The organism is Paenibacillus sabuli (genome assembly GCF_014705605.1).
GTDB classification, from domain to species: Bacteria; Bacillota; Bacilli; order Paenibacillales; family Paenibacillaceae; genus Paenibacillus_D; species Paenibacillus_D sabuli.
In genome coordinates, this window is record NZ_JACXIZ010000013.1 from 196,899 (window position 1) to 222,785 (window position 25,887).

The following is a 25,887-nucleotide window of genomic DNA, read 5'->3' on the forward strand; positions in this document are numbered from 1 at the left end:
TCCCTTGCACTGGCTTTTATAGTATCATACTACGCCGCCGGATTCACGGCAATATTCGACGTCCTGCGCGATCGTCGGGAAAATTGAACCGTGCCATACATAGTCAAGGCCGCAATTGGAAAAGGTATCCTATAGCCGAACATAATGAAATGTAAGTTAGGTACAGATTACCTGTAAAGGAGCCTGACCCTCATGTGTGGAATTGCAGGCATCATGATCAAAGAACCCGTCTCCCCCGAGCTGGAGACGCTAAGCGCGATGACGATGCTGCTGCGGCACCGCGGCCCCGACGATGCGGCGATCTGGCGCGATGCGCATATCGGCCTTGGCTTCCGGCGCCTCGCCATCGTCGATCCGGAGGGCGGCCGTCAGCCGCTGGCGAGCGAGGACGGGCGATTCATCTGCGTGTTCAACGGTGAAATTTATAATTATAGACCGCTGCGCGCTGAGCTGGAAGGACGCGGGCATCGCTTCTGCACCGACAGCGACGGCGAGGTCATCGTCCATCTGTATGAGGAGCGCGGCGCCGACTGCGTGCAGGAGCTGGAGGGCATGTTCGCCTTTGTGATCTGGGATCGCGCCGAGCAGCGGCTCTTCGGGGCGCGCGACCGGTTCGGCATCAAGCCGCTGTACTATGCTGCAGGACGAGAGCAATTAAGCTTTGCCTCGGAGATCAAAAGCCTGACCGGCAGCGGCGTGGTCGCGCCTGCAGTGCGACCCGCCAGCCTGCTCGCGTACCTCACCTTCCAGTATGTGCCCGATCCGGACACCATGTTCGAGGGGGTGCGCAAGCTGCCGTCCGGTCACATCTTCACCGCTCGTCCCGGCGAGCCGCCGTGCGTCGAGCGCTACTGGCAGCCCCTGCTCGCTCCCGAGCCCGCCTATCGGGGCGAGGCTTGCGCCCGGGATATCTGCCAGGCCCTCGAGCACGCGGTCGCCTCGCATCTGACCGGAGACGCGGAGATCGGCTGCCTGCTCTCGAGCGGCATCGATTCGACCGCGATCGCGGCGGCGATGCGCCGGCACGGACCGGTGCGCACCTACTCCGTGGGCTTCGCCGGACCCGCGGACGAGACCGGGCCGGCGGCGCGTACCGCCGCTCTGCTCGGCACGACGCATACGTCGGAAGTGATCTCGCGCGAGGCATACTTCGCCGCATTGCCTCATGTCGTGGCCCAGCTCGACGAGCCGCTCGCCGATCCGTCGGCAGTGGCGCTGTACGAGGTGACCCGACTCGCCGCCCGGGACGTCAAGGTCGTGCTCTCCGGCGAGGGCGCCGACGAGCTGTTCGGCGGCTACCGCATCTACCGCGAGCCGCAGGCGCTGGCGCCGCTCGCCGCCCTGCCCGGTCCGCTGCGCCGCCTCTTGCACGCGGCGGCGCAGCGGCTGCCCGCCGGTCTGTACGGCCGCGGCTACGTGCTGCGCGGCACGACGCCGCTGGAAGCGCGCTTCGTCGGCAACGCCAAGATCTTCAGCGAGGAGATGAAGGCGCAACTGCTCGAGGAAGCCTGGCGGGCCCCGGACGGATATGTATCGCCGCAGGCGCTCGCCGCCCGGCTGTACGACCGGAATGCGCATCTGGATCCGGCCGCGCGCATGCAAGACATCGACCTCAACCTGTGGCTGCCGGGCGACATCCTCATGAAGGCCGACAAGATGTCGATGGCGCATGCCCTGGAGCTGCGCGTCCCCTACCTGTCGAGCGTGCTGTACGAGGTGGCTCGGCGGCTGCCGCCGCAGGAGCGGGTCGGCGGCGGCACGACCAAGACGGCCCTGCGCCGGGCGCTCGCCGGCCTCGTGCCGGAGGAGGTGCGGATGCGGCCCAAGCTGGGCTTCCCCGTACCGCTGCGGCGCTGGCTCGCGGAGCTTCCGCCCGGCGAGCTGCTCGGGCGCATCGAAGCGGGCCGCATCGGCGGCTATATCCGGCTGCCGCAGGTCGAGCGGCTGCTGCGCGAGCACCGCGACGGCGACGCCGATCATGCGCGCAAGCTGTGGACGGTGCTGTGCTTCGCCATGTGGCACGGCGCCTGCGTGCACAAGACGGCGGCGCCTTGCAGCGCCGCCCCGGCAACTCTGAGCCGGGTCGTCTCGTCTATTTAGGCAAGGAAAGGAAGTGGGCAGCATGGATTACAGTGGAAAGCAAGCCTTACGACGTCATCGCAATCGGAACTGGACGCTCGTCCTCCTCTTCGCCCTGCTGCTGGCAGTCGCCGCGGGCTGCGGCGCCCAAGGCGACCAGGCCGCCTCAGGCGGCAACGGCAGCGGCGGCGCGCCCAGCGAAGCGAACAACGGCGCAAACGGCGGCACCGACGACAGCGGCGACGGAATCGGCGAGACCGACGCCGACCAGGAAGCGGATAACGCCGCGAGCGGCAGTCCGTCCACGCCGAGCGACAACGAGGCCGGCGATGCCGGAGACGGCGCGCAATCTCCATCGAATGGCGGCAGTCCGACCGACTCGGCCGACTCCGGCGGCGCAGCGGGACCGCTCGGCGGCGCCGTCACCGCACTCCGGCTCGCCGACGATGAGACCGGCTGGGTCGGCGGCGAGGGCTGGATCGCGCGCACCGAGGATGGCGGTCGCAAGTGGACGACCGTCTACGAGGGCGATGATATCGTCCGCCAGATTTTTGCCCTTGACGATCAGCGTGTCTGGGCGACCCTCGAAGCCGCGCAGGATGAAGCGGCTCGAACCTTGCTCGGCTCGACCGACGGCGGCCACACGTGGATGGAGATCGGCGAGGTCCCCGAGGGCAAATTCCTGCACTTCGTGAGCGAGCAGGAGGCTTACAGCGGCAGCGTGCAGACGCGCGACGGCGGCCGGACGTGGAAGCGTCTGCGCGTGCCGGACGGTACGGCCGGGGAGCCGTACTTCCACGATCGCGACAATGGCTGGGCGGTGACCGCCGCGAACGGGCAGTTCGACATCATGCGGACGACGGATGGCGGACAGAGCTGGCGCTCGGTCAAGCAGGGCCAATTCGAGAGCCCGCAGCTCGGCGGCGCGATCATCCGCTCCGCCGGCGAACAGGATGCCTGGGTCGAGCTGATCGGCGGCAGCGGCATGTCGCAGACGTCCTATTCCCTCTTCCATACGACAGACGGCGGCGCTACCTGGATCCCGGTGCTCGCCAATTCGGGAGCGGGCTCCGGTCCCGCGCCGGGGTATGCGATCGGCGAAGAGCCTGACGTGCCCGCCAATGCCGGCAACGGTCCGGGCGCGCTCTACGTCGCGAGCGAAGAGGTCGCCTTCATGGGCGGGCAATGCCTCGCCTGCGATCAGGCCAACACGCTCGGCAAGACGACCGACGGCGGTAACACCTGGACCAATCTGGATGCCGAATACCCGGGCTACGGCGAGCAGCATCTCGCAGCGGCCGACGCGCAGCATGTCTGGTGGATCACGACCGACCATAGCGAGCCCTCCGTGATGATGACGTCCGCGGATGGCGGGTCGCACTGGGACAAGGCGTTCACCTTCGGCTCGCCCGACAAGCAATAGGACGCATCCGGCCCGGCCCTTGGCGCAGACTGCGCCAAGGGCCGGGCTCGTGTATAATATAGAGCGACAAGCCTATTAAAGTAAGGAGAGTCCTTGTGCCATGGAATTATCGCTCAGTCGCATCCACGACAAGATTGAATTGTTCGAGGCCTACGACATGAAGACGCTCGAGCGCCAGATCGATGCGCAGATCGAAAACAATCAGGCGCTAATGCTGCGCGTCGCATCCGTCAGCCACCAGGTCACCCCCGTCGCCGACTCCGGACGCATGCTCTACAGCGCCGTCGTCCACTTCAAAGCGCAGGCCTGAGCCTTCGGGGCAGCAAGGCGCCCGCCTGCGGCGGGCGACCGGCCCTTCTATCGTTTGCTCAAGCACCGCCTGCATCCTCCCCTGCTCCAGGCAGATCGACGATGAACGTCGTCCCTTCCCCCACCCGGCTCTCCACCCTGATCGCCCCGCCGTGCAGATGAACAATCTTGTGCACGATGGCCAGCCCGAGCCCGGTGCTCCCGGTATCGCGCTGCCGCGCCTTGTCACCGCGATAAAAACGATCAAACAGGTAAGGCAATTCTTCATCCGGGATACCATCGCCCGTATCTGCGATGGTGACTGTCACCCCCTCGGCGCCGCGCAACGCCTCGATTGTGATCGAACGTCCGGACGGCACATGCTTGACCGCATTCGAGAGCAGGTTCGTCCACACCTGCAGGAGCAGCACCGGATCGCCATCCAGCATGAATTCCTGCGGGACGCGCAGCCGCACGCCGAGCTCCTTGGCCCGCAGCTGCCACTCCAGCTGTCGCAGCGCCTGCCGGAGCTGCGGGCGCAGCGCCGCAGACCGACGCGTCACGGTCTGTCCCTCCTGTTCGAGCTGGGACAGCAGCAGCAATTGGCGGCTGAGCGCCGCGAGGTGACGCGACTCGTGTCCGATGACGGCGGCGTATTGGACACGGGTCGGCTCGTCCAGCTCCGGTTCGAGCAACGCCTCGGCGTAGCCCTGGATCGCAGACAGCGGCGTCTGAATCTCATGCGACACGTTCGCCACGAACTCGCGCTTCCCCCGATCCGAGCGCTCCAGCTGACGACTCATCTGCTCGAAATGTACGGCGAGCTGACCGATCTCGTCGCGCCTGCCCGTAGGGAGCTGCAGGTCGTAACGCCCCGCCGCAATGCGCTGCGTAGCTTCGCGCAGCCGCTGTATCGGCTGGACGAGATAACGCGTGCTGATGAGCAAATAAGGAAGGCCAAGCAGCACCGCACAGGCGGTCATCAGCAAAAAGAAACGCCGCAATTCGTCGAACTGCACGTGCGCATCATGCCGGATAAACAAAGCGTAACGCTCAGCGCCCGCCGTAACGGGCAGGCCGACCGTATTGCGAAGCCGATTCTCGAAATAACCCATCACAAAAGGCATGCTCGGAAAATCCGCCACCCCGTGGTAGGCGTCCCCCTCCAGCACGGCTTGCTTGATCGCCTCAGACAGGTCCGAGCGCCGAAACGCCTCGCCGAAATACATGTCGTTGCCCGCCGAGTCGCGCACATATAGTTGATACCCCAGCATCGCGGTCTGCTGCAAATAATCGCCCATCGCTTCGGGGTAGCGCTCGATAAATCCGCCGATCTGCTGCGCCATGCGGGACAGCTTGGCGTCATTGTAAGGCTTGAGCTCCCAATGATAATACAGATTGGCCAAATAGAAGGCGAGAAAGCCGCTGATCGCGATGGTGTAGAGCGAAGTGACAAAAACGCGCGAGTAGAGCGATCTCATCCTGCACTCGTCTCCAGCTTGTACCCGACGCCTCGCACGGTATGGATTACAAAGCTGCGCCTGTCGGCAAAACGCTGCCGCAGTCGCTTGATGTGGACATCGACCGTGCGCTCGTCGCCGGGATAATCCGCGCCCCAAATCAATCGAATCAGCTCCTCGCGGCTAAATACGCGGCCCGGGTACTCGGCGAGCTGGGCCAGCAGCTCGAACTCCTTGAGCGGCGGAAAGACGAGCTCGTCGCCGTCGGCGACCTCGTAATTGGTGCGATCGATCACGAGCTCGCCCAGCCGAATCTTGCCGCTGGAGGCAAGCGAATAGCGGCGAAACAACGCCCGGATGCGAAACATCAGTTCCGGCAGCTCAAACGGCTTGGTTACATAGTCGTCCGTCCCGCTCAGATAGCCCTGCTCCTTGTCGCTAAGTTGATCGCGCGCAGTCAGCAGGATGACCGGGATGTCGTAGTTTTTGCGGATATGCTCGCACACGCTCAGCCCGTCCATGCCCGGCATCATCACGTCGAGGATCGCCAGATCGACGACATGATCCCGCAAGGCCGTCATCGCTTCGCGACCGCCCGGGGCTTCCACGACGCGGAATCCCTCCTTGGCCATGTAGTGCCCGAGCAGCGCGCGGTGATGCGTATCGTCATCGGCTATAAGCAGCTGTTTCATCGCGGTTCTTCACCTCCTAGGCTCGCCGCTTATCCGGCCGCCGGTCGTCGCGCCTCAGCATCATGATGAGGAATGGACCGCCGATGACCGTCATGATGATCGAAGCCGGCACCTCCGCCGGAGCGAGCACGGTGCGTCCGATCGTATCCGCTGCCAGGATCAGCAGCGCGCCGCCGATCGCCGAGAACGGAATGAGCAGTCTGAAGCTCGGACCGAGCAGCAGCCGCCCGATATGCGGCACTAGCAGCCCGGCGAACAAGATCAAGCCGCCGATCGCCGTCGCCACCGACGCCAAGAGCACCGCCACCGCGGACAGCAGGAGTCGCACATGCAGGATGCGCAGGCCGAGACTGCGGGCGGTCTCGTCGCCAAATGCGAGCATGTTGCACCACGCCCCGAGCGGCAGCGCGAGAAGTAGTCCAAGACCGCCGAATACGGCGAGAATCGTCACATCGTCCCATGTCTTCATCGTGAAGATCGAGGAGATCGCCTGATTCACGCTCGTCACCGCGTAACTGCCTCTATAGTTGAACGATTGCCCGAGGCCGGTGAACGTCGCGTTGACGGCGACGCCGACGAGGATGAGCCGCAGCGGCTGCAGACCCGAGCGCCAGGACAGCGAATAGACGATGTAGCAGGCGAGCCCGCCGCCTAGCACGGCGAACAGCGGCGACCAGAAATACAACATCGGGAAAAGGGTGACGACAAGCAGTGACACCAGTCCGGCGCCCGAAGAAATACCGATGATGCCAGGCTCGGCAAGCGGATTCTTCATCACCGCCTGCAAAAGCGCGCCCGATACGGCGAGTGCCGCCCCGGCCAGCATCGCGACGAAGATGCGGGGAAACCGCAAGTCCTTGACGACCTCGACCTGCTCGTTGCCGCCATGGATGAGGCCTTGCACCAGCTCTCCGAAGCCGAGCTCGATGCTGCCGGTCATGGCGGAATATACCGCTACCGCGAGGAGAAGCAGGGCGGATGCGGCAAATACGCCGCTCGTCCTGCTCATGGCGCGTCGGCGTACAACATCGGCACGAGCGCCTTCAGCGCCTCGTCGGCGGCCAGATTGCCTGTCGTCCCGAACAGCGCCTCCTCCAGATCGTAGACGCGGCCTGTGCGCACCGCCTTGAAATGCTGCCAGATGTCATTGGTCTTGAATTCTTCGTCGAACATCTCGACGACCTCCGCGGGCATGCCATGCGCGGCGCGCAGAATGACGTCCGGGTCGGCTTGCTGCAAATATTCCGTATTGGATGCCAGAAACTCCACCGTCTCGCCCTGTACGACATTGACGCCCCCCAGCAGCTTCACCAGATCGCCGATGTAGGAATGCTCCGTCGCGACAAGATAGCTGCCCGGGACGCCGAGCAGAATCAGCACCGTCGGCTGCGGCTTGGCTGATACCTCGCCGCGCAGATCCTCCAGGGTCTCATCGTACTGCGCCGCGATTGCTTCAGCCGCTTCGGCCTTGCCATACTGTTCGCCAAGCGTGCGAATCTCCTGCTGCATCTTCGCCAGGCTCGTCAGGTCGAGGAAGCGCGCTTCGATGCCGACGCGTTCGAACACCGGCTCCAGATCGTACTGCAAGGTCGTCACCGACAGCACCTCATCCGAATTCAGCGACTTGACCAGCTCCATATCCGGACTCATCGGATTGCCGACTTCGGTGATGCCAGCATAGCGCTCGGGCAACGTCTTCACGCTGGTCGGAATGCCGACCAGCTCGATCTCCAGCGCGTCCATAATCTGCGTAATCGCTACCGTTGTCGCGATAATCCGTTGCGGTAACCGGGCTGCATCCTCATCCTCCTCGCCAGACTCCGCCCCGTGATTCCCTCGGTCCGCTCCTGTTGCGGCAGTCTGCTGCACATCTCCGGAATGGGGAGCCTGGGCAGGCGATCCTTGGCCCTCCCCGCATGCGCCCAGCATGACCACGAGCCCGAGCCATAGTGCGAACCGCGCACCGCTCCTTCGCAGGTGGTCCATCCTGCCCCCTCCGTCCACCCTCATGCCTTACGCACCCGGCGCTTGCGACGAAGGATGTACCAGACGCCGCACAGGAGGATGAACAGCGCGCCGATCGACGGCCACCAGACTGAATTGCTACTGTCTGTTCCGCCTGACAGCGGATGTTCGGCTGCTGCCATCACGCTTTCGGATTGAGCCCCATTCGTTCCCGTCTGTTCGGCGGCCAGTGCTGTCGCATCCTTGCTTGCTGACGATGCGTCCTCTTCGAGATGATTCGACGGCTGGTCATACTTGATCGAAGCATTTACGTCGGCTGAGTCCACTTCTGCTTCTTTCGCTATTGAAGCCGCTGTATCCGCTGTATCCGCTGTATCCGAAGGCGTGGTCGTCAGAGGTGTGCCGTCGTTTTCGCTGGTTCCTTGCCCCTCCTGCTCCTGTTGTTGCTGACTGGACGTGTCTTGCGCCGGCGCGTCTGCTCGGCCGGCGTTGTCGGCGCCGTCCCCGGCAGGCGCGTCCTCCCTTGCACCGTCGCCACTTGCAGTCTGCTTGGCCGGTTCTTCCTCGCTGCCCGCAGTCGGTCCCTGTGACGTCTCGCGATCGGCCGCCGGCGGCTCCGCTTGCCCGTTTGTCGCGCTAGCAGCCTCTTCGCCAGATGGTTCAGGATCTGCTTGGTTCGCCGCTTCGTGCGGCTGGTCGGTCGCCCCGACTATCTCCTCGTCCGCCTGCACCTGTCCGGACGCAGACAGCTCTTCCGTATCGAATGCCATTCGGATCGTATAATCGTGATCATAGTCGATATCGCTCACTGTGACGTGTATTTTGGCTTCAAGCGGACGCGTAAGATCCTCGACCTTGAATTCCACCAGCCGCGTGTCGTCCGCTTCGTTCGCCTCGATGACCTGTGTATCCAAGAAACCACTGCCGCCAGGCACCTTGAACGCTGTCACCCAGGCGCTATGATTGATCGTCAGCCGGACGGTCGCCGCACCGCCTTCCACTACGACCATTGCCGGCTTCTCCCAGTAGTCGTTAGCCATTGAGACGGAATCGTTCTCTGCCTTCAGCACCAGGTAGTCTACCGCATATGTACCATCCGCAATGCCGCCCTCTGCCTGAATATTCGCCACCGGCAGCGCCAGTGCCATGACCAGAATGGCTGCAGCAAGATAGAATGCAAAGCCGCGCATATGTGTCATCATCCTCTTTTTAATGTATTCTAAAATGATAATGATAATTATTCTCATATATAATCTATCATGTCATCCCTATTTGTCAACCTATTTTTGGACCCGGATTATACCGCTTACCGAGCTTGGGACAGCGGAAGGGCTCCGGAAGCGGATCTCCCGGAGCCCCTCCAATCTGGCCTGATGTCTACACGCTTTGCTGCTGCAAGGACTCGGGGCGTTCAGCCTGCGACGACGGCTGGCGTACAACCTTCACGTCGTAAAAAACAATTTTGTTATCCAGGATATAATCCGGCTTGTTGCGGTGCGCATGCGATTCGCGGAATGCCTCGCTTCGCGTCCAGGCTTGAAAGTCTTCTTTGCTGTCCCAGCGCGTACTGACTGTCACTTCATCATATTCTTTCACATTGTCCGTCAGCATGACCTCGAGTCCGAGGAAGCCTTGCATGCCTTCTACCTTGCCGACCTTGTTGAAACGCTCGATCAGCTTTTCCCCACTGCCCTTCGTAATCTGAGATACATTCGTGACAATCACCATAATAGACGCCTCCTAGAGTATGTAATTAACGAATCAACTTGCGCTTCTTGAGCAGCAAGAGAAAAACCGGCGCCCCGATGCAAGCCATCAATATACCTGCCGGCAGCTCGATCGGATCGAACCAACTGCGCGCCACCGTGTCCCCGAGCACCATCAGCATTGCCCCGCCGGCGATTGAGAAAGGCAGCAGGTAGCGGTAATCCTCGCCGATCAGCAACCGCATCGCATGTGGAACGAGCAGACCGACGAAGCCGACGAGCCCCGCGACGCTAACCGCCGCCCCGGCCAGCAGCGAAGCCAGCCCGAGAATCAGGAAGCGATGACGCTCGACACGCTGACCGAGCGCTTGCGCGGTCTGGTCGCCAAGCTGCAGCAGATTGGCGGATCTCGCCGCCAGCGGCGTCAGCATCAGACCGACGACAGCGTACGGCAGCAGGAACAACAGATGCTGCCAGCTGCGGCCGCTGAGCGCGCCAGACAACCACGGAATGACACTCTGCACTCGATCGCTGTGCAGCACCATGATTCCGTTCATCACTGCGCCGAGCAGCGCATTGACCGCAATACCGGCAAGCACGATCTTCACCGGAGAGCTACCGCGGTCCCAAGCGAGCGTGTAAATGATGAGCGCAGCCAGCAGCGCCCCGGCAAAGGCAAAAGCCGGTAGCAGGTACACGAATTGCGGCAGCAATACGAGCGCGATTACTGCAGCCAGCCCGCCGCCGGCGGATACCCCGATGATGCCCGGATCGGCGAGCGGATTGCGCATTACGCCTTGCAACAGCGCTCCGGATGCGGCCAGACAGGCCCCCACGAGCAGGCCAAGCAATACCCGCGGCAGTCGCAAGTTCATCACGATCGAGGTGTCGATCTCGTCACCCCGGCCGAGCAGCACTTGCCAGATATCCGGCAGGGCGACCGCGACCGCGCCGCTGCCCATGCCATAGGCGCTCACGGCGGCCAATGCCGGCAGCGCGAGTATGCCCAGTATCCATCTGCGGCGCGAGCGCACGCTCACGGTCATGCTCATGCGCCCAGTAGCTCCGCCAACAATTGCACCGCGTCAGCTGCCTTGGTGCCTGGATTCGTGCCGAATAATGCCCTGGGTAGCACATGAATTCGGCCCTCCTTGACAGCGCGTAGCCCGTTCCAAGCCGCATTGCTCTCCATTTCCCGCACGAAGCCGCGCTCGACCTCCTCCGAATCGCCATGCGTCATGATCAAGATCAGATCCGGATCGGCCTCCACCACCCGCTCCGCGCCTAACTGCGCGTACTGAGGGAAGCTTTGCAGCCGAGGAAAGTCTGCTGCAACATTGCGCCCGCCCGCCTGCTCGAGCAGATTGCCGGCCAGTGAATTCGGCAACGCGGCCAAATAGGTGCCGGGCGCGCCATAGACCAGCAGGGCCCGCTGCGCCTCGCCAGGAGCCGCCCCCACCGCCGCCAGCGCCTCGTCCAGTTCGGCGACAACTTCCTCGGCGCGTGACTCGCGTCCCAGCAATTGGCCGAACAGCTCGATCTGACGCCGGATATCGTCGAGGGAATTGGCGCTCGTCAGGATGACTTCGGCTCCAAGATTGTCAATCAGCGGGACATCGGCGGCATTGATCGGATGATTCGCCAGCACGACCTCGGGACGTACCGCTGCGAGCTTCTCCATATTGACCGTATGCACGGACCCGACAGTCGCCACCTCGCGCGCCGCTTCAATCCGAGGCACGCCTTCCACCTCCGGACGTCCGACGAGCGTGCCGCCCAGCGCGTAGATGATGTCGACCTCGCCGTTGCCGAGCGCCGCGATCCGCTGCGGCGGCTGCGCAAATGTAAGCTTGCGGCCCGCAAAATCCTCAATGACGATGCCTCCCGCCGGCGCCTCCGGACCAGCGGCGCCGGCGCTGCATCCGACAAGGATCCCGACCAGAGCGACGGCCGCCAGCAAGCCGGCGCTCCTTGTGATGCACCTGTTCATGAATCGCTGCCTCCTGATTGCAGCAGACGGGTGCGATATCGCGCCCTGCCTGCCTAAATTGTAGTCCACGCTTGTGAACACCGTGTGAACGTCCGATTACAATTGCAACCGCAGCATCAGCGCCAGCACCTCTGCGCGCGTCGCCAGCGCAGCTGCGTCAAAGCGATTGCCTGATTTGCCCTTGAGCAATCCAGCGTCCGCAACAGCCGCGATAGACGGCAGCGCCCAGACCGGGATAGACGCTGCATCGACATAGCCGAGCTCCGCGTCTGCGGCTGTATCAAGCTCGGCCGCTCGCGCTACGATGACTGCCAGCTCCGCCCGGCTGATCGACCGACTGGCACGGAACGTGTGATCCGTGTAGCCGCCCATCAGACCAGCCGCCTGGGCGCTGGCGATATGAGGCAGCGCCCAGGCGGCGATATCATCCGCATCGTCGAAGGCCGGGGACGCAGCCAACTCCGGCAGCTCCAGCGCGCGGCTCAGCATGACTGCGAATTCGCCGCGCGTGATCTCGCCATCGGGGCGAAACGTGCCGTCGGCATAGCCTGCCGCGATACCACGCTCTACGCCGCTGCGAATCGCCTCATCGGCCCAGTGGCCGTCTGTATCGGAGAAGCGAATCTCGCTCGCATCCGTCTCTTCCTGCGGTGCCGGATCAGCAGGTTCCTGTTCTTCCGACGGTTCAGACGACTCGTTAATTGGCGACAGACTAGCCGAGTCGAGGCGAATGCGAATGTCATATTCGTTAAAATAATTAAAGGCCGCCCATTCGATTTTGACCCAGCCGTCCAGGACTTCGGACAGATCGTCCACCGGGAAAGAAATGACGCGCGTATTAGCCGCTTTGTCCTCGCTCTCCAGTGCCACATCCTCCCCTTCAAATTGCAAACCGGTGATTTCCGCACTTTGCTTCAGTGTAAACGCGACGCGCATGCCTTCATCCGTCACCGTCAGCGTCGCCGGCGTCAGGACGTAGTCCTGCATGACCGATTGTTCGTCGCGTTCTTTTTTCATAATCAGATAGTCGATCGTATATTCACCATTCTCGAGGTCGGCTCCTGTAGCCGACGCTCTGCTCCCCCCTACCAACAGACCGACACAGATCAGCGCTGCGCACAAGAGTATGCCGATCGGCATCGCCCGCAGTCCGCGCATATTCATTGCTATCAATCTAGTCCCTCCTCAAAATTGTTACAAATGATTATAATTCTCAATAAACGACCCTTTATAATGTACACGGCTTTCATGAACTGCGTATGAACATTAGATTACAGTTGACCGTCTCGCATTTTGTAATGTTACGTTCATACGCTGTTCACAATCACAGTGTACGATGTTAGGTGCAGAGGACGATGTACACGTTCCACTGTCCACAGATAACGAGGCGCGGATGTAGGCCGGTGCATGCGTGCGCTCAAAAAAATTTTTATCTCCTAATTGATAATGATTATCATTATCTTAATAGGGCGTTTTATCGGTTCTGTGATACCTTATCCATTCGTTAAAAAGGAGTGTTCGAAACATGACGAAAATGATGAAAAAATCTTTCACGATGCTGATGATGCTGTCTGTGCTGCTGCTCGCGATGGCCGCTTCCGCCTTCGCGGCTCCTGCCGATTACGAATTCCATTACGGTGGCACCTACCATTCGCATTCCAGCGCCTTCATTGATGGCCCTGCAGATGTGACGGGCGGCAACGTCACGATCACGCTCTCCGGCAACTACTTTCCTGAATTGACAGTCGGCGGTGTGACGTATACGGGATCGTACGACTCCGGTTCCGGACTGACAACATTCACATTCCCGGGCTCGACGGCCTCGGACATTCCTGTCTCCCTGCACGTCGTGGTCGCACCGTTCCACGATACGTGGTACAATCTCGACCTCGTGTGGCTGTAGGTTTCTTCTCCGGTGAGCAGTCTGCTTGGCAGACTGCTCACCGCCGCTTCACTTCATCCAAAAACTAGAACAAGGAGCTTATCGCATTGAAGACATCTCTTAAACGCATTTTTTCCACGCTGGTCGCCTGCGCACTTCTATTGTCCAGCCTACATATCGGAGTGGCCTCTGCCGCCAACAACTCGCTGGAGCAGTTGCCGGACGGCGTATATGACGTACCGTTTCGTTATTTGAAAGATTTAACTTCCGACGACTCAGTTGCACAGAGCTTCGTCATTGCCGATTCCGGCAAGCTCATCATCCAGGACGGCAAAGCGATCTTCGAGCATGAAGTAAAGAAATTTAATTATAATACCTTTGCTTACTTCGGCCTGCGTAACCCCGGTTCTGCCAAAGCGGTCATCAAGACTGTAGATGGCGAGGTTACACCGCTCGGAATAGAGGGCTACACCCCCGCCGAGGAACGGGAATCGGAAAATCCGGAAAACGTGACAATCAGCTTTGAAATTGAGGATGTCTGGGACACACAAGATATCCTGATGCATATTTTTGACGAGGAAAACGTCTATCAGTTACCATTTGTTTATGACAACTGGTATAACGCCCAACTGCAATTGATGGTTCCGGTCCAGGATGAGCGCGCAAGCCTCGAGGCGTGGCTCGAAAAAGCCGAAGCCTTCGTCCTTACCGGCGAGGACAGCGGTACGGCGGAGAGCGGCGCGCCGGGCCGTCCCCAGTTGGTCCCTATCTCCAATAAAGAGTATCCGATCAACACCTCCAACCTCACCGGGCCGATCACACTCGTTTCCGCCAGCATTGACGTAGTCAAGGGTGTTCTGAACGACCCGGACGCATCAGACGAGCAGATTTCCGAAGTTTTCAGGGAAGAGTACTATTCCTACAATTGGGAGCAACTTGCCAGGCAACAATTCTTGGCTTCGGAGGTCGAGATTCTAGCACTCGATTCCGTAGGTCCGACCGCCTCACTATCCGTATATGCCGACGAGATTGGCGACACGGCCACGCTCCTGGAGCAGGCCGGTCATCCCTACTATGAAGGCTACGCCAATATTACAATTACCGATCACGAGCTGACTGCTACGGATTTGCGCAGCTCCAACCCGGCCACGACCGGCACCTTTACCGTCAAGCAGAGTGGCGAGCCGAGCTTTATAAGTACCGTCCGCCCGCTCGTATCGAGCAGCACATATGATGACAAGGTGTATCAGATTCCAGTGCGGACAGGCAACCTGAACACGCTTCAGGACGCTCAGGTCTGGCAAGGCTTGACCGTCGTACGTTATCCGGCAAGCTTGCCGCTCGAGGAGCAAAAAACGGTCTACATCAGCTTCAACAAAACACAATTGAACGAGTTAAGCAACTTGCTCGATATCGCCAAGCAGATCTACAGCGCCTCTTCCGATTCGATGAGCGCCGACAAACGGTCCGCACTGCTGAACGCAATCGAGAACGGTGAGGAAACGGCCGGTCAGCTTGCCGCACCGCGCACAGAAATCTACGCGGCGATGGAAGCATTGCTTAAGCTGTTGCATGACCGTCCGGAAATCGGATCGAAGCCGCTCTATTTCTCGGCAGTGCATGCAAAGAATGACAGCTTCTCCTCCATGGAGAACTACTTCGACAAGCCGGCCTATCTCGTCGAAACAGCAGACAGAGTATATGTCTTCGTCACACTAACGGGCAGCAGTAGCGTGCCGGAATTCAAAGTTGCGAAATATGGCGTCTACACGGATACGATCGTAATAGCCGAGAACAGCGAATCGGATACCCGCCTCGTCATGTTCGAAGTGGAGAATGCGGATACGCTGGACACGCTGATCGAGGCCCAGGTCCGGACCGTCGTTCCTGCGCAAAATTACGACCGGACGCATAATATCCGTCTGAACTTTAACAATGTCGATAACGGCGAATTGTACGGACTCCTTCAGAGCGCGTCCGCCCTGCTGCGCGGTGCCACGATTGGCACGGAACCGGGACAATATCCCGCTGAAGCTGTAACCGCGCTGCAATCGGCCATCGCGACGGCCGGAACAGAAGCCACGCAAAACCCGAGCACGGCCTCAGCTAGCCAACAGGCCAAGACCAATCTGCAAGAAGCGCTTAACGCCTTTGAAGCAGCGATCATTACAGAGGACTCGGGCGAAGAAAATACAGAAAATCCGGGTACAGAAAATCCGGGTACAGAGAATCCTAGCGAGCCCAAGTATCCGGCAAACGGAACCTATGAAATGGACTTCCGGATACTCAAGGACGGCACGGAATCGACTTCGATGATGCAGGATTACGTTGTAACTACTGCGCTGGTCGTGGTCAATGGCAGCTCCAAAAAAGTATCGTTCACTGTGCTTCGCAGCGCCGAGATCACCGGACTAAAGCTGGGCGGAAGCAGCGGCTCCGTCACAAGCCGGGATAAAGCGAACAACACGCGAGTCGTCAGCTTTAACTTATCCGATCTCTCGCAGAAAATTCCGGGATGGGTAAAAATTGATTGGGATGAGGACAACTTTAGCTACCATGAGTCGTATAACGTGCAGTTCCTCTTCAATGAAGCCTCTGCCACCCGCGTAACAGGCGGAGAGGCCCCGGGCGGCAACAGCGGCGGAACTCCTGATTCCGGTGTCATCGAAGAATATAACAACGGTTCGAATGATCCGAAGGAGGACGGCGTAACTGAAGAGGGCAATGGACAAACCGAGGATAGCGGCCAGGACGATTCCTCGACTGAACAACCGCAAGGATTCGACGTTCAATTCTCAGATATCGAACAGCATTGGGCCAAATCTGCAATTCAGCGCGGCGTGCAGCTAGGCATCGTCAATGGTTACAGCGACGGCAGCTTCCGTCCGAACGCGCAAGTGACACGTGGCGAATTTGCCGTCATGATCAGCCGTGCGCTGGGGCTGAACGGCAACGCGGACGTTCCCGACTTCGAAGACGCCGGCAACATTCCGACCTGGGCCCAAGCGCATGTCGGACGCGTCTCCGCTGCCGGGCTGCTCGGCGGCTTCGCAGACAATACGTTCCGCTCCGACGGACAGTTGACGCGGGTTCAACTCGCCGTCATCATCGCCCGCGCCGCCGAACTGACGCTTGAAGATGCTGCGCCGGACTTCGTTGATGCCGGGCAGATTCCCGCATGGGCGCACAAGGAGATCTCGGCCGCCGTCAAGGCCGGATTGATTCAGGGCAAGGGAGGCAATCGTTTCGCTCCCGAGGACATTGCCACACGCGCCGAGGCGCTGACGATGATATTCCGATTGCTTAATTGGCAAAGCGAAACGGTCGAGCCGACTCCTGCGGCGTAACTCGCTTCGAGCCGACAAGTGCCGGACAGATAAACAACCCAAAAAACCGGCGGTTTACGCAACCGCCGGTTTTCATGTCTTTCTAGCTGTGGTCCATCTCTTTCTAAATTCCCGTTACATGCCTTTTTGTGTCCGATAACCGCATAAGGCGTCCCGAATCACGCTCACCGCCACGCAGAAGGCCCGCCAGTCCGCCAGCTGTTCCGATTTCGCTCGGGCTTCACGTTCGTCACACGATTGTCCGACGTCCACTGCTCCCGACCAGACCAATCTGTCCCTGACGGCACATTGCTCAGCTCCTCGCTTCCGGTCTGCTCGCTCTGATCCGACGCTGTCGTCTGATCTGCCTCAGATTCATCCTCAACCTGCTGCGCCTCCAGCGCAGAATCGGACAACACCCGTCTGGCCGTCACGTACGTCTCGTCCCAAGTGCTGCCCGAGAAGTCGGAGACTGTCACGCCGATGCCGACGCGGTAGGTGTGCAGCAATTGATCGTTGCCGATGTAGACGGACACGTGATTGATGACGCCGTCGCGATTCGTATCGGAGAAGACGAGGTCCCCTGCACGCAGTTGACTGCGCGCAATCGCCGTGCCTGCGCTGGCCTGCTGACGCGAGGAGCGTGGCAGCTCCACGCCATGACGGCCGTAGATGTACTGTGTGAAGGAAGAGCAGTCAAAGGCGCTCGTGATGCCCGCCTCTGCGCCGAACTGATAGCGTGTGCCGAGGTATTGCTTGCCAGTGGCGATGATGGCATCAGCCGAGGCGCTTTGACCGGTTGCTGCTGACGCCTGAGCCGGGGCCGCCAGCGCCGCAGCGCCGCCTCCCAGCGTCAGTGTCAGACCGAGCCCCACCGCTAACGCGGTCCTGCGGGCACGACGGGCGATTGTCGGTACTGCTTGTTTGTTCATAATGGTCCTCCTGTGTTTGCGTAGTGAGGTGCACCTGCTATCACTATAGCACGCGCTTTCTTCCCATTATGTACCTCTGACAGTCAGCGCCAGCGATTCGCGCGGAATTGACCGCAATTGTGAGAATTCGATGAAAGATTTCTTCTTGAAATTTCGCAACGCTTCACCTTTTCAAATTCTATGCTTGCGCTGTCGCAACGAAGTCGCCGAGCGCCAAGGCATGCTCGACGGCCGTGCGCCGTACCCGCTTCTTCTGAGCGGCTGGGGGCTGCACGAAAAAGGAAGCATCGCAGCACAGCTGATAGAGCGCATCCTTTGCCGCATCCTCTGCTCGACGCTCGCATTCCAGCAAAAAATAACAGATGCGGTAGCAATCCTTCTCGTACTCTCGCAGCACTTCGATTTTTCGCGTCAAAGTCATCCCGTTGCACCCTCCATTACCCCGAATATCGTCTCGACTCGAACACTCTATACATAATAAACGCAGCTAGGCGTGTTTTTTTGACATTTTTTTTTGCAAATCGTTTGGCGGACCTCAAAGGGCCTCAGTGCACATAGATCCTCACGTGCTTGATCGAACTCACACTGCCCCTGATTATGGAACAAGTCCTGCAATTGCTATATAATGAACGTTACGACAGAGAGACAAGAAAGCTAGACAAGTATGGGGCGCGCGCCGGAGCCTTTGCTCGCGCGCAGTCCGTCAACCGGGGGGAGGGTCACATCTTGTCCGATCCGTTATTCGGATTATTCCGCAGCAATATCCGCCACTTGGACGAAGCGACCCAGCGGCGTCTATTTTTTGCTTTTCGGAAGCTCGTATATCCGGGCCTGGTCTTTCTGCTCGGCGACCACGCGCTGGCTGAGGATGCGGTCCAGGAAGCCTTTATCAAGGCCATGCAGCGCGGCCCGGCGATGAAGCACGACACGCACATCAAAGCCTGGCTGAAGCAGGTGGCGCGCAACGCGGCGATCGATTTGATGCGAAAAAATAAAAAATACCGTCCGATTTTGGATCCCGACTCCGTTATAGATAATGAAGAGAAACCATCACTGGCATTGCCGGCGACCTCCGTCGAGGAGGTCGTCGAGCAAATGATCCGTAACGAACGCTTAGTGGAGGCGTTGCAGGAGCTCAAGCACGAGCACCGCGTCGCCCTGTACCTGCGTTATATGGAGGGGCTTTCGATTCGCGAAATTGCGAGCCTGCTGCATATTCGGGAATCCGCTTCGGGCAAGCGTCTGGAGCGCGCCAAAGCACGGCTTGCCGAGCTGTTTGTGCGGAAATGGGGGGATTCACGTTGAAGCCGACGTCTGATCATAGACTCACCCACACGAATGAAAACACGCCGAATGCGGGCGAGAGGAACGATGCCTTCGCCGAAGAAGCGGTGCGGCACATGGTTGGCGGCATCCGCCCGCCGGACGGCGACGAAGCCTGGCAGCGCATGCAGGGCCGCCTGAGAGGGCGCTCAAGGCGCGCGCGCGCGATGCGGCTCGCGAGGCTCAGTCTCGCCATCGCCGTCATGTCGCTGCTCGTCAGCGTGGCGACCTTCACGCCGGACCCGACCTACGCCTGGCGCGGACTTGTCAGCATCGTCCGCGACGCCCAGCAGGGCCTCGTCCAGGCGCTGTTCGGCACGGAGGCCGCACCGGAGACAGATGGCGCCAAGACTGCGCCTCCTCCGGATGCAGGCGGCGCACCGACCGTGCCGCCGCCAGATGCGGGGCACTCGTGGCAGCAGCCGACAGCCGAAGAAGGGGGCGTGCCGGCGATGCCGCAGCTCACCACGCTGAAGGACGCAGGCGCGATCGTGCCGTTCGAGGTGCGCGCACCTCGGCGTCTGCCTGAGAGCTACGCGGTGCAGCGCGTGCGGGCTTACCCCGATGCGGACGGCGTGTACCGCACGTTGCGGGTGGAGTATCGGCGAGACGCGGGCGACGGTGAACTGCTCACCTTCACGCAGCGCCGCATGCTCGAATCCGGCAGCGGGTGGCAAAAGACGCTGAACAACGAATCGGGCAAGCTGAAACATATCGAGATCGGAATGGCCGAGGGGGTCTACATCGCCTACACCTCCGGCGGCAGCGAGCTGCAATGGCTGGCCGTAGAGGAAGGCGTGCTGTACGCCCTGCGCGGCGATCTTACCGAGTCCGAGCTGCTCGAGACGGCCGCGTCGCTGGCTGCCGTCGGCGAATAAAGCACTCGGACGGCAATTATTCCACAAAGCCCCCTCGTCGCCCGCAGACACGCGAGTGACGAGGGGGCTTTGTGGTCACAGAAAAGAGATGTTCGCGGCCTGCGCGCTTCTAATCTTCGAACTTCCTGATTTGTTCGTTCAGTTGATCAGTACGCTGGACGTATAGCGCACGCCTTGCTCCTGCACGCCGCCCTCGATCGTCCAATGCACCGAGCGTACCCGATAGTAATAGCCGCCAGTGACCGACACAATATGCGAGTCATAGACATAAGTATCATTGCTCTGCGTCTTGGCCGGCTTGTTGGTGTAGTTCACCCACGCCGAGCCGGTCCAGCGCTCAACATAGAGCCGCACCGCAATCGTGTCTACCGTGTCCTTGGCGCTCGAATCGCCGGAGATGAGCGCCTTCCCCGCGCTGCTCTGGGCGATCATGGCGCCGCCGTCGTCCAGATAATCGAAGGACGGGTCGAAGGTCGAGAACAGCACGGCTTCAGCCGGCGGGGGCGTGGTCAACGCTCCACTCTCCGCCGCCGCTTGCGCGGAGCGCCCGGCCGGGTAGGCCGCCAGCAGCATAATACAGAGGCAGAGCGCGGCGAGCTTGTGCGATTGTCTTTTGGTCACGTACATCAGCACCTTTCCCAAGTGATAGGATTCGGAACACCACGTATCAGGAAGCGCTTACAGGATGGAGGACGGGCGTCCTAATATATTAACGCAGCTGACGGACAAAATCCGACAGCTGCGGGAAACTTTTTTCAAAGTGTAGATAAGGGAAGAGCATGCCCGGGCCTATGCTTGTCTGCCTTTCTTGGAACATAGCTTGCGGTAGCGCCGAAGGACGGCGCCAGGCGTTATGCCTTACGGCAGCTGCCCGACATTCGACTCGGCCACGACGCGATCGAGCGAATCCAGCAGCCGCACCTGGATCTTGGCGCCCTCGCCCTCCGCACGCGGCCAGGCGATCTGCAGCTCGTGCTCGCTGACGAAGGCGGACCGGACCGGCTCGCCATCGACGTAGACGCGCCCGCTCGCCGGCAGATTCGTGCCGATGATGCGCAGCGCCTCCCCGGCTTCGTTTGCTGCGGCATCCTCGCTTTCGTCGGACTGCATCGCAGCCGCTGCGCCGACTTCGACGCGTGTGATCCGGATCGGTCCGGCGCCCATCTGATAGTCCGCATTGGCTGTCGGAGCGACGCCCCCGTAGCTGTAGCCTGAGCCGAACAAACGATCATACTGCAGCAACCGGTAGCGCTCCATCCAGCTCTCGTCGATGCCCAATGCCTCGCGCAGATCGGCCCGTGGCACATAGGTCTGGCCATCCGCGTACATGGCGTCCAGCAGCTCTTGCATCGTGCCGCCCTGCCGACCCGCCTGGCGCAGAGCCAGCTGACCGAGCTGCGGGGCGCCGACTATCTGCCCGTCGTCCCTTGCCTCCGCTGCCTCCGCCGAGTCCATATTATCCCAGATCAGGAACGGCACACCGTACATCCGCATGTACGCGTCCGCTGACGTCCCGTCCTGATAATAGCCCGCCTCGCGATACACCTGGTAATCGGCGCCGAGCATCGGCAGATGGTCGCCGAAAAAAACGATCACGGTCGGCTCGCCGCTCTCCTCAAAGTGCCGTACCAGTCGGCCGAGCGCCGCATCCGCTTCGGAGAGCGACTGCGCATACGTCTCCAGAATGCCGGTCGACGATTCGCCCAGCCCTTGCACGCGAATCGTGTCTTCCTCGTTCTTGCCGGGGTAGTAGGGTCCGTGATTCTGCATCGATACAGCATATACGAAGTCCGGCCCTTCCGAGCGCCTCACCTCGCGGATAATACGCGCGGTCAGCTCGTCATCGGAAATATAGCCGCTCCGCTTCACCGGCTCATTGAAAAACTCGCCGCTCACGAAACGGTCGAAGCCTAACAGCTTGTACACCTCGTTGCGCCGATAAAACCAATTGTGGTAGCTGTGTACCGCCGTCGCTTCGTAGCCCTGCACGCGCAGGGCCGAAGCCAGCGACTGCTGCGGCGTACGCACATAATTGGCATATGCGATCGAGCCGGACGGCAGAAACTGCGTGGAATAGCCAGTCAGCACCTCGAATTCCGTATTGACCGTCCCGCCGCCGTACACCGGCGCGAGCATCGTGCCCGATATCCCCTGCGCCGCGAGCTCGCGAAAATGAGGCAGCGGATCGCGGCTGAAGGAGACGGCGTCCATCCGTGTCGGATCCCAGAAAGCCTCGCTCATAATCATGATCAGGTTAGGCTTGTCGCCGGAAGCCCCCTCCCCCGGCTCCCCCCCGCCGACTGGTGAGCCTGCTCCGGCCTTGACGGGCGCCAAAGCGCCGGTCAGGAGATCCGTCACCGCCGCCACCGCCTGCTCGTCGTAACCGTCGGGCTCGACGACCTCCATTCGCTGCGCATTGAGCAGCAGGCCGATCATCATCCCGTTCTGATTGTAATTCATCCCCTGATCCCAGGTGATCATCTCCAGGTCGAAGACGGCCTTCGCCTTCATCGAGCCTCCGAACAGCGTCATCAGCAGCACGACCCCTGCCGCGGACAAGGCGAGACGCGTCCATCGGTCCAGCGTCAGCGCCGGCATGCGGCGCGCCAGCACGTAGCCGAGCGCGGCAGCGATCGCCACGGGGAGCAGCGTCAGCAATAGTCCCTGCCAGGAAAAAAACGATGCGACGTCGGCGGCCTCGCCTCCCAGCTTCAGATCCCAGGGCAGCAGCGGCTCACCGCGGTATTTCAGCTTGATGCGGCTGATCGAAGCGACCGTCACCGCCAGCAGATTCAGCACCGCGAACGCCCAGTACACGCGTCGGAGCAGCAAGGTCAAAGCAAGCAGCAGGCCGAGCAGCAGCAGGTATCCGGCCAGCCATTCGCCCGGATGCTGATACAGCCATATAAAAAATCCGCTGAAGCTGGCGCGATGCACCACCTCGGTCATGCCCAGCGTCACCAGCGGCAATACCAGCAGCGGAAGCACCGTCCCCAGCAAGACTGCGAGACGGGGAAAACGGCGTGTCATTGTGGACGGACACCTCTTCTCTTCATGATTTACAAATTCTTATTATACATAACGAGACATACACGGCGAAAGTTCCAGAAATCACGCATTGCGTTTGTTCACAGCTTGGACACAAATAAGGGCAAAAGCACGCAAAACCAAGCGCATAATTTTGATTTTATAGTCCGAAAGTATTAGTCTGATTATAGGTAAATTCATCCGTTTTTATCCCCGAATTTACGTCGAGAGGTGTGAATGCCATGTTAAAATTACCAATTCGCGTCAAGCTGCTGCTTGTCTGTTTTTTACTGCTCATTATTCCGCTTGTCTCGCTTGGCATCGTCACCTACGAGGTCGCCGACCATGAATCGACCGAGCTGGTCAAGGACAGCCTGCGCAATAACGTCCGTCTTGCCGGCACAACGCTTTATGCGCTGGACGAAATGGTGCAAAACGGCTCGATGCCGCTGGAGGAGGCGCAGGAGACCTTGCGCGTCAAGCTGCTCGGCGAACGCGGGGAAGACGGCACGCGTCCGATTACCGACCGCTTCGACATGGGCGAGCACGGCTACTTCTTCGTACTGGACGCACAAGGCGTACTGCTCGGCCATCCGACGCGCGAGGGCGACAGTCTGTGGGACGAGCAAAGCAAGGGCGACTATTACATACGCAATATGGTCGAGGCCGCGCAGCAAGGCGGCGGATTCGTCAATTATGACTTTGCGCTGCCGGGCACGGACGAGCTCGCGACCAAGGTTACCTATGCCGAGCTCTATCCGGAATGGGGCTGGATCATCGCGGCCGGCTCTTACCTGCAGGACTTCAAGGGCGGTCAGCGCAATATACTCGAAGCGATGCTGCTCACGCTCGGCATCTGCCTGGCTGTCGGAATCGTGGGGCTGCTGCTGTTCGCCTTCCATATCTCGCGGCCGGTCATGCGCATGGCGCAGCGGGCCGAGCGCATCGCCGAGGGCGATCTGACCGGCGAGCCGATCAAGGTCAAAAATCGCGACGAGACCGGGAAGCTGGCCCAATCCTTTAACCATCTCATCGACAACCTGCGCGAGCTGGCAGGCAACCAGACGCTCAGCGCCAATGCGCTGGCCGCCGCGGCAGGCAACCTGAACCATACGATCGTCGAGACGAAGGAAGCGGTCAATCAGACCTCCGCCTCGATCTCCGAGGTCGCGGGCAACAATCAGACCCAGGCGACCAGCCTGGAGGAGACGTCGCGAGCGATGGAGGAAATGGCAGGCGGTATACAGCGCATTGCCACCACTTCCTCTGCGGCCTTCGAGTCCTCTACTGTGACGCTGCAGGAAGCAGAGAACGGCAACACGCTGATCCAGCGTTCGAGCGGTCAGATGACCGCGGTAAGCGAGACGGTCGGCACGCTGAGCGGCGTCGTCCGCCAGCTCGGCGAACGCTCGCAGCAGATTGGCGACATCGCCGGCGCAATCAGCGATATCTCCAAGCAGACGAATCTGCTCGCGCTCAACGCTTCAATCGAAGCGGCGCGGGCGGGCGAGCACGGCAAGGGCTTCGCGGTCGTCGCCGAGGAGATCCGCAAGCTCGCGGTGCGGGCCGGCACGTCCTCGGGACAGGTCGCCGAGCTGATCGAGTCGATTCGCGGCGACATCGAGGACACGGTGCAGTCGATGCATCAAGGCGAGCGCGAGGTCGCTGAGGGCGTGTCGAGCATTCGCGAGACGGGCGAAGCGTTCGCACGCATTCTGGAGGCGACGCGCAGCGTCGTCGGACAGGTCGAGGAAGCCTCTGCCGCGGCCGAGCAGATGTCGGCCAGCGCCGAGCAGATCTCGGCTTCGCTGCAGGAGATGGAGCGCCTCTCCAGCGGTACCGCCGGCGCTGCGCAGGCCGTCGCGTCGGCAGCAGGCGAGCAGCGTGCCGCGATGGAGAACATCACCGATTCGGCGAACAGCCTCACCGGCATGTCCGACAACATGCGCGAGCTGGCGACACGCTTCAAGCTGTAGCCGCGCATTAGCCGGTACCAAGGTCGGGCACCGCCGCGAACACGCCCGATTGGGGTACAGGCGGTGCCTTTAGTGCCGCGAGCCCCTCGGTTTTCGGCTAACGGTTTCCTCTAGAACCCAGATTCACGATATTTCCTCGAATTAAGCTCGCTGACAACCGTTACAGCCCGCAGTCTGCAGCTACGCCTCATCGGATGCACCGGGTGGCATCTGATGCATCCGATGGCGCTCAAGCCCGTTTTCTACAAAGATCAAGCCCGTGCACGCAGTCTGCACGGGCTTGATCTTTGCTTTTTGCTGCCATTGCTGTTGTTGGTTCTTCCCTGCTCTAGGTTGGTTCTTTGCTGTTGGTTCTTTGCTACTCTTGCTGCCGGGCTGCCCTTGGCCGTTGCAGCCTCCGCCCCCTTTGCCTCCCGCGACCTTCGCTCCCTTTGCTTCCATTGCTATGACGCCTTGGTCGTGGATCGAGGCGCCACAGCCGGGACAGGGTGTGTCTGGCTGATTGCGATGCAAGGACACGTGTCGTATCACGCGCGCTGCGCTTGCTGCGAATCGGCAGCCGCCCGCAGCGCGGCAGCCGGGCCAGGGGACATCGGTATGGCAATCCGCAATCCCGGAGCTCCCGCCGGCTCCGCCACGACATAGCGCTCCCCCTGCTGCTCCGCGCGAGTCGGGAGCAGCGGCTCGCCGAGCGCCAGTTGGCCCGCTACGAACGCCCGGCCGAGCGCGGCCAGCTCGATACGCCGCTCCGTCCCGCTATAGAGCACCAGGTCGGCGCACACCGTATCCCCGACCCGCGTCACCTCGCAGCGCGGCTCGTGCGCGCCGAAGGCTGCGGCGGCGATGCGAATCTGCAGCGGCAGCTCGCCCAGCCGCGCCTCGCATCGCGCGCCGGACGCGCCGCGCCCGCCGCCGTCTGCTGCGCCGGCGCTCCAGACCG

The 25,887-nt window shown here is 60.9% G+C and carries 23 protein-coding genes; 8 read left to right on the plus strand and 15 right to left on the minus strand.

The annotated features are described in order from the left end of the window. Window positions 1–192 precede the first annotated feature (192 nt). The 3 genes from asnB (at window position 193) to IDH44_RS07670 (ending at window position 3,812) form a co-directional block, all read left to right on the plus strand. Window positions 193–2,100, plus strand: a complete 1,908-nt coding sequence (gene asnB / locus IDH44_RS07660) for an asparagine synthase (glutamine-hydrolyzing) (protein ID WP_190916283.1) — start codon at window positions 193–195, stop codon at window positions 2,098–2,100. A 22-nt stretch (window positions 2,101–2,122) separates the two neighbouring features. Next, complete coding sequence (locus tag IDH44_RS07665; protein WP_190916285.1) at window positions 2,123–3,502, plus strand: WD40/YVTN/BNR-like repeat-containing protein; 1,380 nt, start codon at window positions 2,123–2,125, stop codon at window positions 3,500–3,502. A gap of 100 nt (window positions 3,503–3,602) precedes the next feature. Then, window positions 3,603–3,812 (plus strand): YrzA family protein, encoded by a 210-nt coding sequence (locus tag IDH44_RS07670; protein WP_190916287.1) that lies wholly within the window; start codon window positions 3,603–3,605, stop codon window positions 3,810–3,812. A gap of 58 nt (window positions 3,813–3,870) precedes the next feature. On the opposite strand, the gene IDH44_RS07675 is transcribed toward IDH44_RS07670, so the two are convergent. The 9 genes from IDH44_RS07675 to IDH44_RS07715 form a co-directional block, all read right to left on the minus strand. After that, a complete protein-coding gene (locus tag IDH44_RS07675; RefSeq protein WP_190916289.1) occupies window positions 3,871–5,271 on the minus strand; it encodes a sensor histidine kinase in 1,401 nt (466 codons plus the stop codon). Further along, window positions 5,268–5,942 carry a response regulator transcription factor gene (locus IDH44_RS07680; protein WP_190916291.1) on the minus strand — a complete coding sequence of 225 codons (675 nt, stop codon included), beginning with the start codon at window positions 5,940–5,942 and terminating at the stop codon, window positions 5,268–5,270. The genes IDH44_RS07675 and IDH44_RS07680 overlap by 4 nt, the downstream gene beginning before the upstream one ends. A gap of 16 nt (window positions 5,943–5,958) precedes the next feature. Next, complete coding sequence (locus IDH44_RS07685) at window positions 5,959–6,951, minus strand: FecCD family ABC transporter permease (protein WP_190916293.1); 993 nt, start codon at window positions 6,949–6,951, stop codon at window positions 5,959–5,961. Continuing rightward, on the minus strand, window positions 6,948–7,928 hold the full coding sequence (gene isdE / locus IDH44_RS07690) for a heme ABC transporter substrate-binding protein IsdE (RefSeq protein WP_223869460.1): 981 nt from the start codon (window positions 7,926–7,928) through the stop codon (window positions 6,948–6,950). Before isdE ends, IDH44_RS07685 begins: the two co-directional genes overlap by 4 nt. A gap of 20 nt (window positions 7,929–7,948) precedes the next feature. After that, window positions 7,949–9,154 carry a heme uptake protein IsdC gene (gene isdC, locus IDH44_RS07695; protein ID WP_190916295.1) on the minus strand — a complete coding sequence of 402 codons (1,206 nt, stop codon included), beginning with the start codon at window positions 9,152–9,154 and terminating at the stop codon, window positions 7,949–7,951. A gap of 130 nt (window positions 9,155–9,284) precedes the next feature. Then, on the minus strand, window positions 9,285–9,635 hold the full coding sequence (isdG, locus tag IDH44_RS07700) for a heme oxygenase (protein WP_190916297.1): 351 nt from the start codon (window positions 9,633–9,635) through the stop codon (window positions 9,285–9,287). A gap of 25 nt (window positions 9,636–9,660) precedes the next feature. Continuing rightward, window positions 9,661–10,665 (minus strand): FecCD family ABC transporter permease, encoded by a 1,005-nt coding sequence (locus tag IDH44_RS07705; protein WP_190916299.1) that lies wholly within the window; start codon window positions 10,663–10,665, stop codon window positions 9,661–9,663. Next, window positions 10,662–11,603 (minus strand): ABC transporter substrate-binding protein, encoded by a 942-nt coding sequence (locus tag IDH44_RS07710; protein WP_190916301.1) that lies wholly within the window; start codon window positions 11,601–11,603, stop codon window positions 10,662–10,664. Before IDH44_RS07710 ends, IDH44_RS07705 begins: the two co-directional genes overlap by 4 nt. A gap of 96 nt (window positions 11,604–11,699) precedes the next feature. Then, on the minus strand, window positions 11,700–12,767 hold the full coding sequence (locus IDH44_RS07715) for an S-layer homology domain-containing protein (RefSeq protein WP_223869474.1): 1,068 nt from the start codon (window positions 12,765–12,767) through the stop codon (window positions 11,700–11,702). 361 nt (window positions 12,768–13,128) lie between these two features. Here IDH44_RS07715 and IDH44_RS07720 point away from each other — a divergent pair, with 361 nt between their 5' ends. Beyond that, window positions 13,129–13,506: a hypothetical protein gene (locus IDH44_RS07720; RefSeq protein WP_190916305.1), complete on the plus strand. Its 378-nt coding sequence runs from the start codon at window positions 13,129–13,131 to the stop codon at window positions 13,504–13,506. Window positions 13,507–13,592: 86 nt separating this feature from the next. Beyond that, the gene (locus IDH44_RS07725; RefSeq protein ID WP_190916307.1) at window positions 13,593–16,832 is read left to right on the plus strand and encodes an NEAT domain-containing protein; all 3,240 of its coding nucleotides are present in this window, start codon (window positions 13,593–13,595) and stop codon (window positions 16,830–16,832) included. 164 nt (window positions 16,833–16,996) lie between these two features. Here the strand turns inward: IDH44_RS07725 and IDH44_RS07730 are convergent, their stop codons facing one another. Both IDH44_RS07730 and IDH44_RS07735 read right to left on the minus strand, forming a co-directional pair. After that, window positions 16,997–17,743: a C40 family peptidase gene (locus IDH44_RS07730; protein ID WP_190916309.1), complete on the minus strand. Its 747-nt coding sequence runs from the start codon at window positions 17,741–17,743 to the stop codon at window positions 16,997–16,999. Between the two features lie 178 nt (window positions 17,744–17,921). Further along, on the minus strand, window positions 17,922–18,164 hold the full coding sequence (locus IDH44_RS07735) for a hypothetical protein (RefSeq protein WP_190916311.1): 243 nt from the start codon (window positions 18,162–18,164) through the stop codon (window positions 17,922–17,924). Between the two features lie 305 nt (window positions 18,165–18,469). On the opposite strand from IDH44_RS07735, the gene IDH44_RS07740 reads away from it, so the two are divergent. Both IDH44_RS07740 and IDH44_RS07745 read left to right on the plus strand, forming a co-directional pair. Then, a complete protein-coding gene (locus IDH44_RS07740; RefSeq protein WP_190916313.1) occupies window positions 18,470–19,048 on the plus strand; it encodes an RNA polymerase sigma factor in 579 nt (192 codons plus the stop codon). Then, window positions 19,045–19,944: a DUF4367 domain-containing protein gene (locus tag IDH44_RS07745; protein ID WP_190916315.1), complete on the plus strand. Its 900-nt coding sequence runs from the start codon at window positions 19,045–19,047 to the stop codon at window positions 19,942–19,944. Before IDH44_RS07740 ends, IDH44_RS07745 begins: the two co-directional genes overlap by 4 nt. Window positions 19,945–20,082: 138 nt before the next feature. Here the strand turns inward: IDH44_RS07745 and IDH44_RS07750 are convergent, their stop codons facing one another. Both IDH44_RS07750 and IDH44_RS07755 read right to left on the minus strand, forming a co-directional pair. Continuing rightward, complete coding sequence (locus IDH44_RS07750) at window positions 20,083–20,565, minus strand: DUF6147 family protein (protein ID WP_190916317.1); 483 nt, start codon at window positions 20,563–20,565, stop codon at window positions 20,083–20,085. Between the two features lie 237 nt (window positions 20,566–20,802). Continuing rightward, window positions 20,803–22,974 carry an LTA synthase family protein gene (locus IDH44_RS07755; protein ID WP_190916319.1) on the minus strand — a complete coding sequence of 724 codons (2,172 nt, stop codon included), beginning with the start codon at window positions 22,972–22,974 and terminating at the stop codon, window positions 20,803–20,805. Window positions 22,975–23,213: 239 nt separating this feature from the next. On the opposite strand from IDH44_RS07755, the gene IDH44_RS07760 reads away from it, so the two are divergent. After that, the gene (locus tag IDH44_RS07760; RefSeq protein ID WP_190916321.1) at window positions 23,214–24,947 is read left to right on the plus strand and encodes a methyl-accepting chemotaxis protein; all 1,734 of its coding nucleotides are present in this window, start codon (window positions 23,214–23,216) and stop codon (window positions 24,945–24,947) included. 180 nt (window positions 24,948–25,127) lie between these two features. Here IDH44_RS07760 and IDH44_RS07765 read toward each other — a convergent pair whose 3' ends face one another. Both IDH44_RS07765 and IDH44_RS07770 read right to left on the minus strand, forming a co-directional pair. Beyond that, on the minus strand, window positions 25,128–25,388 hold the full coding sequence (locus IDH44_RS07765; protein WP_190916323.1) for a hypothetical protein: 261 nt from the start codon (window positions 25,386–25,388) through the stop codon (window positions 25,128–25,130). Between the two features lie 86 nt (window positions 25,389–25,474). Further along, window positions 25,475–25,887, minus strand: a 413-nt coding sequence (locus tag IDH44_RS07770) for a hypothetical protein (RefSeq protein WP_190916325.1), incomplete at its 5' end; no start/stop codon positions are given.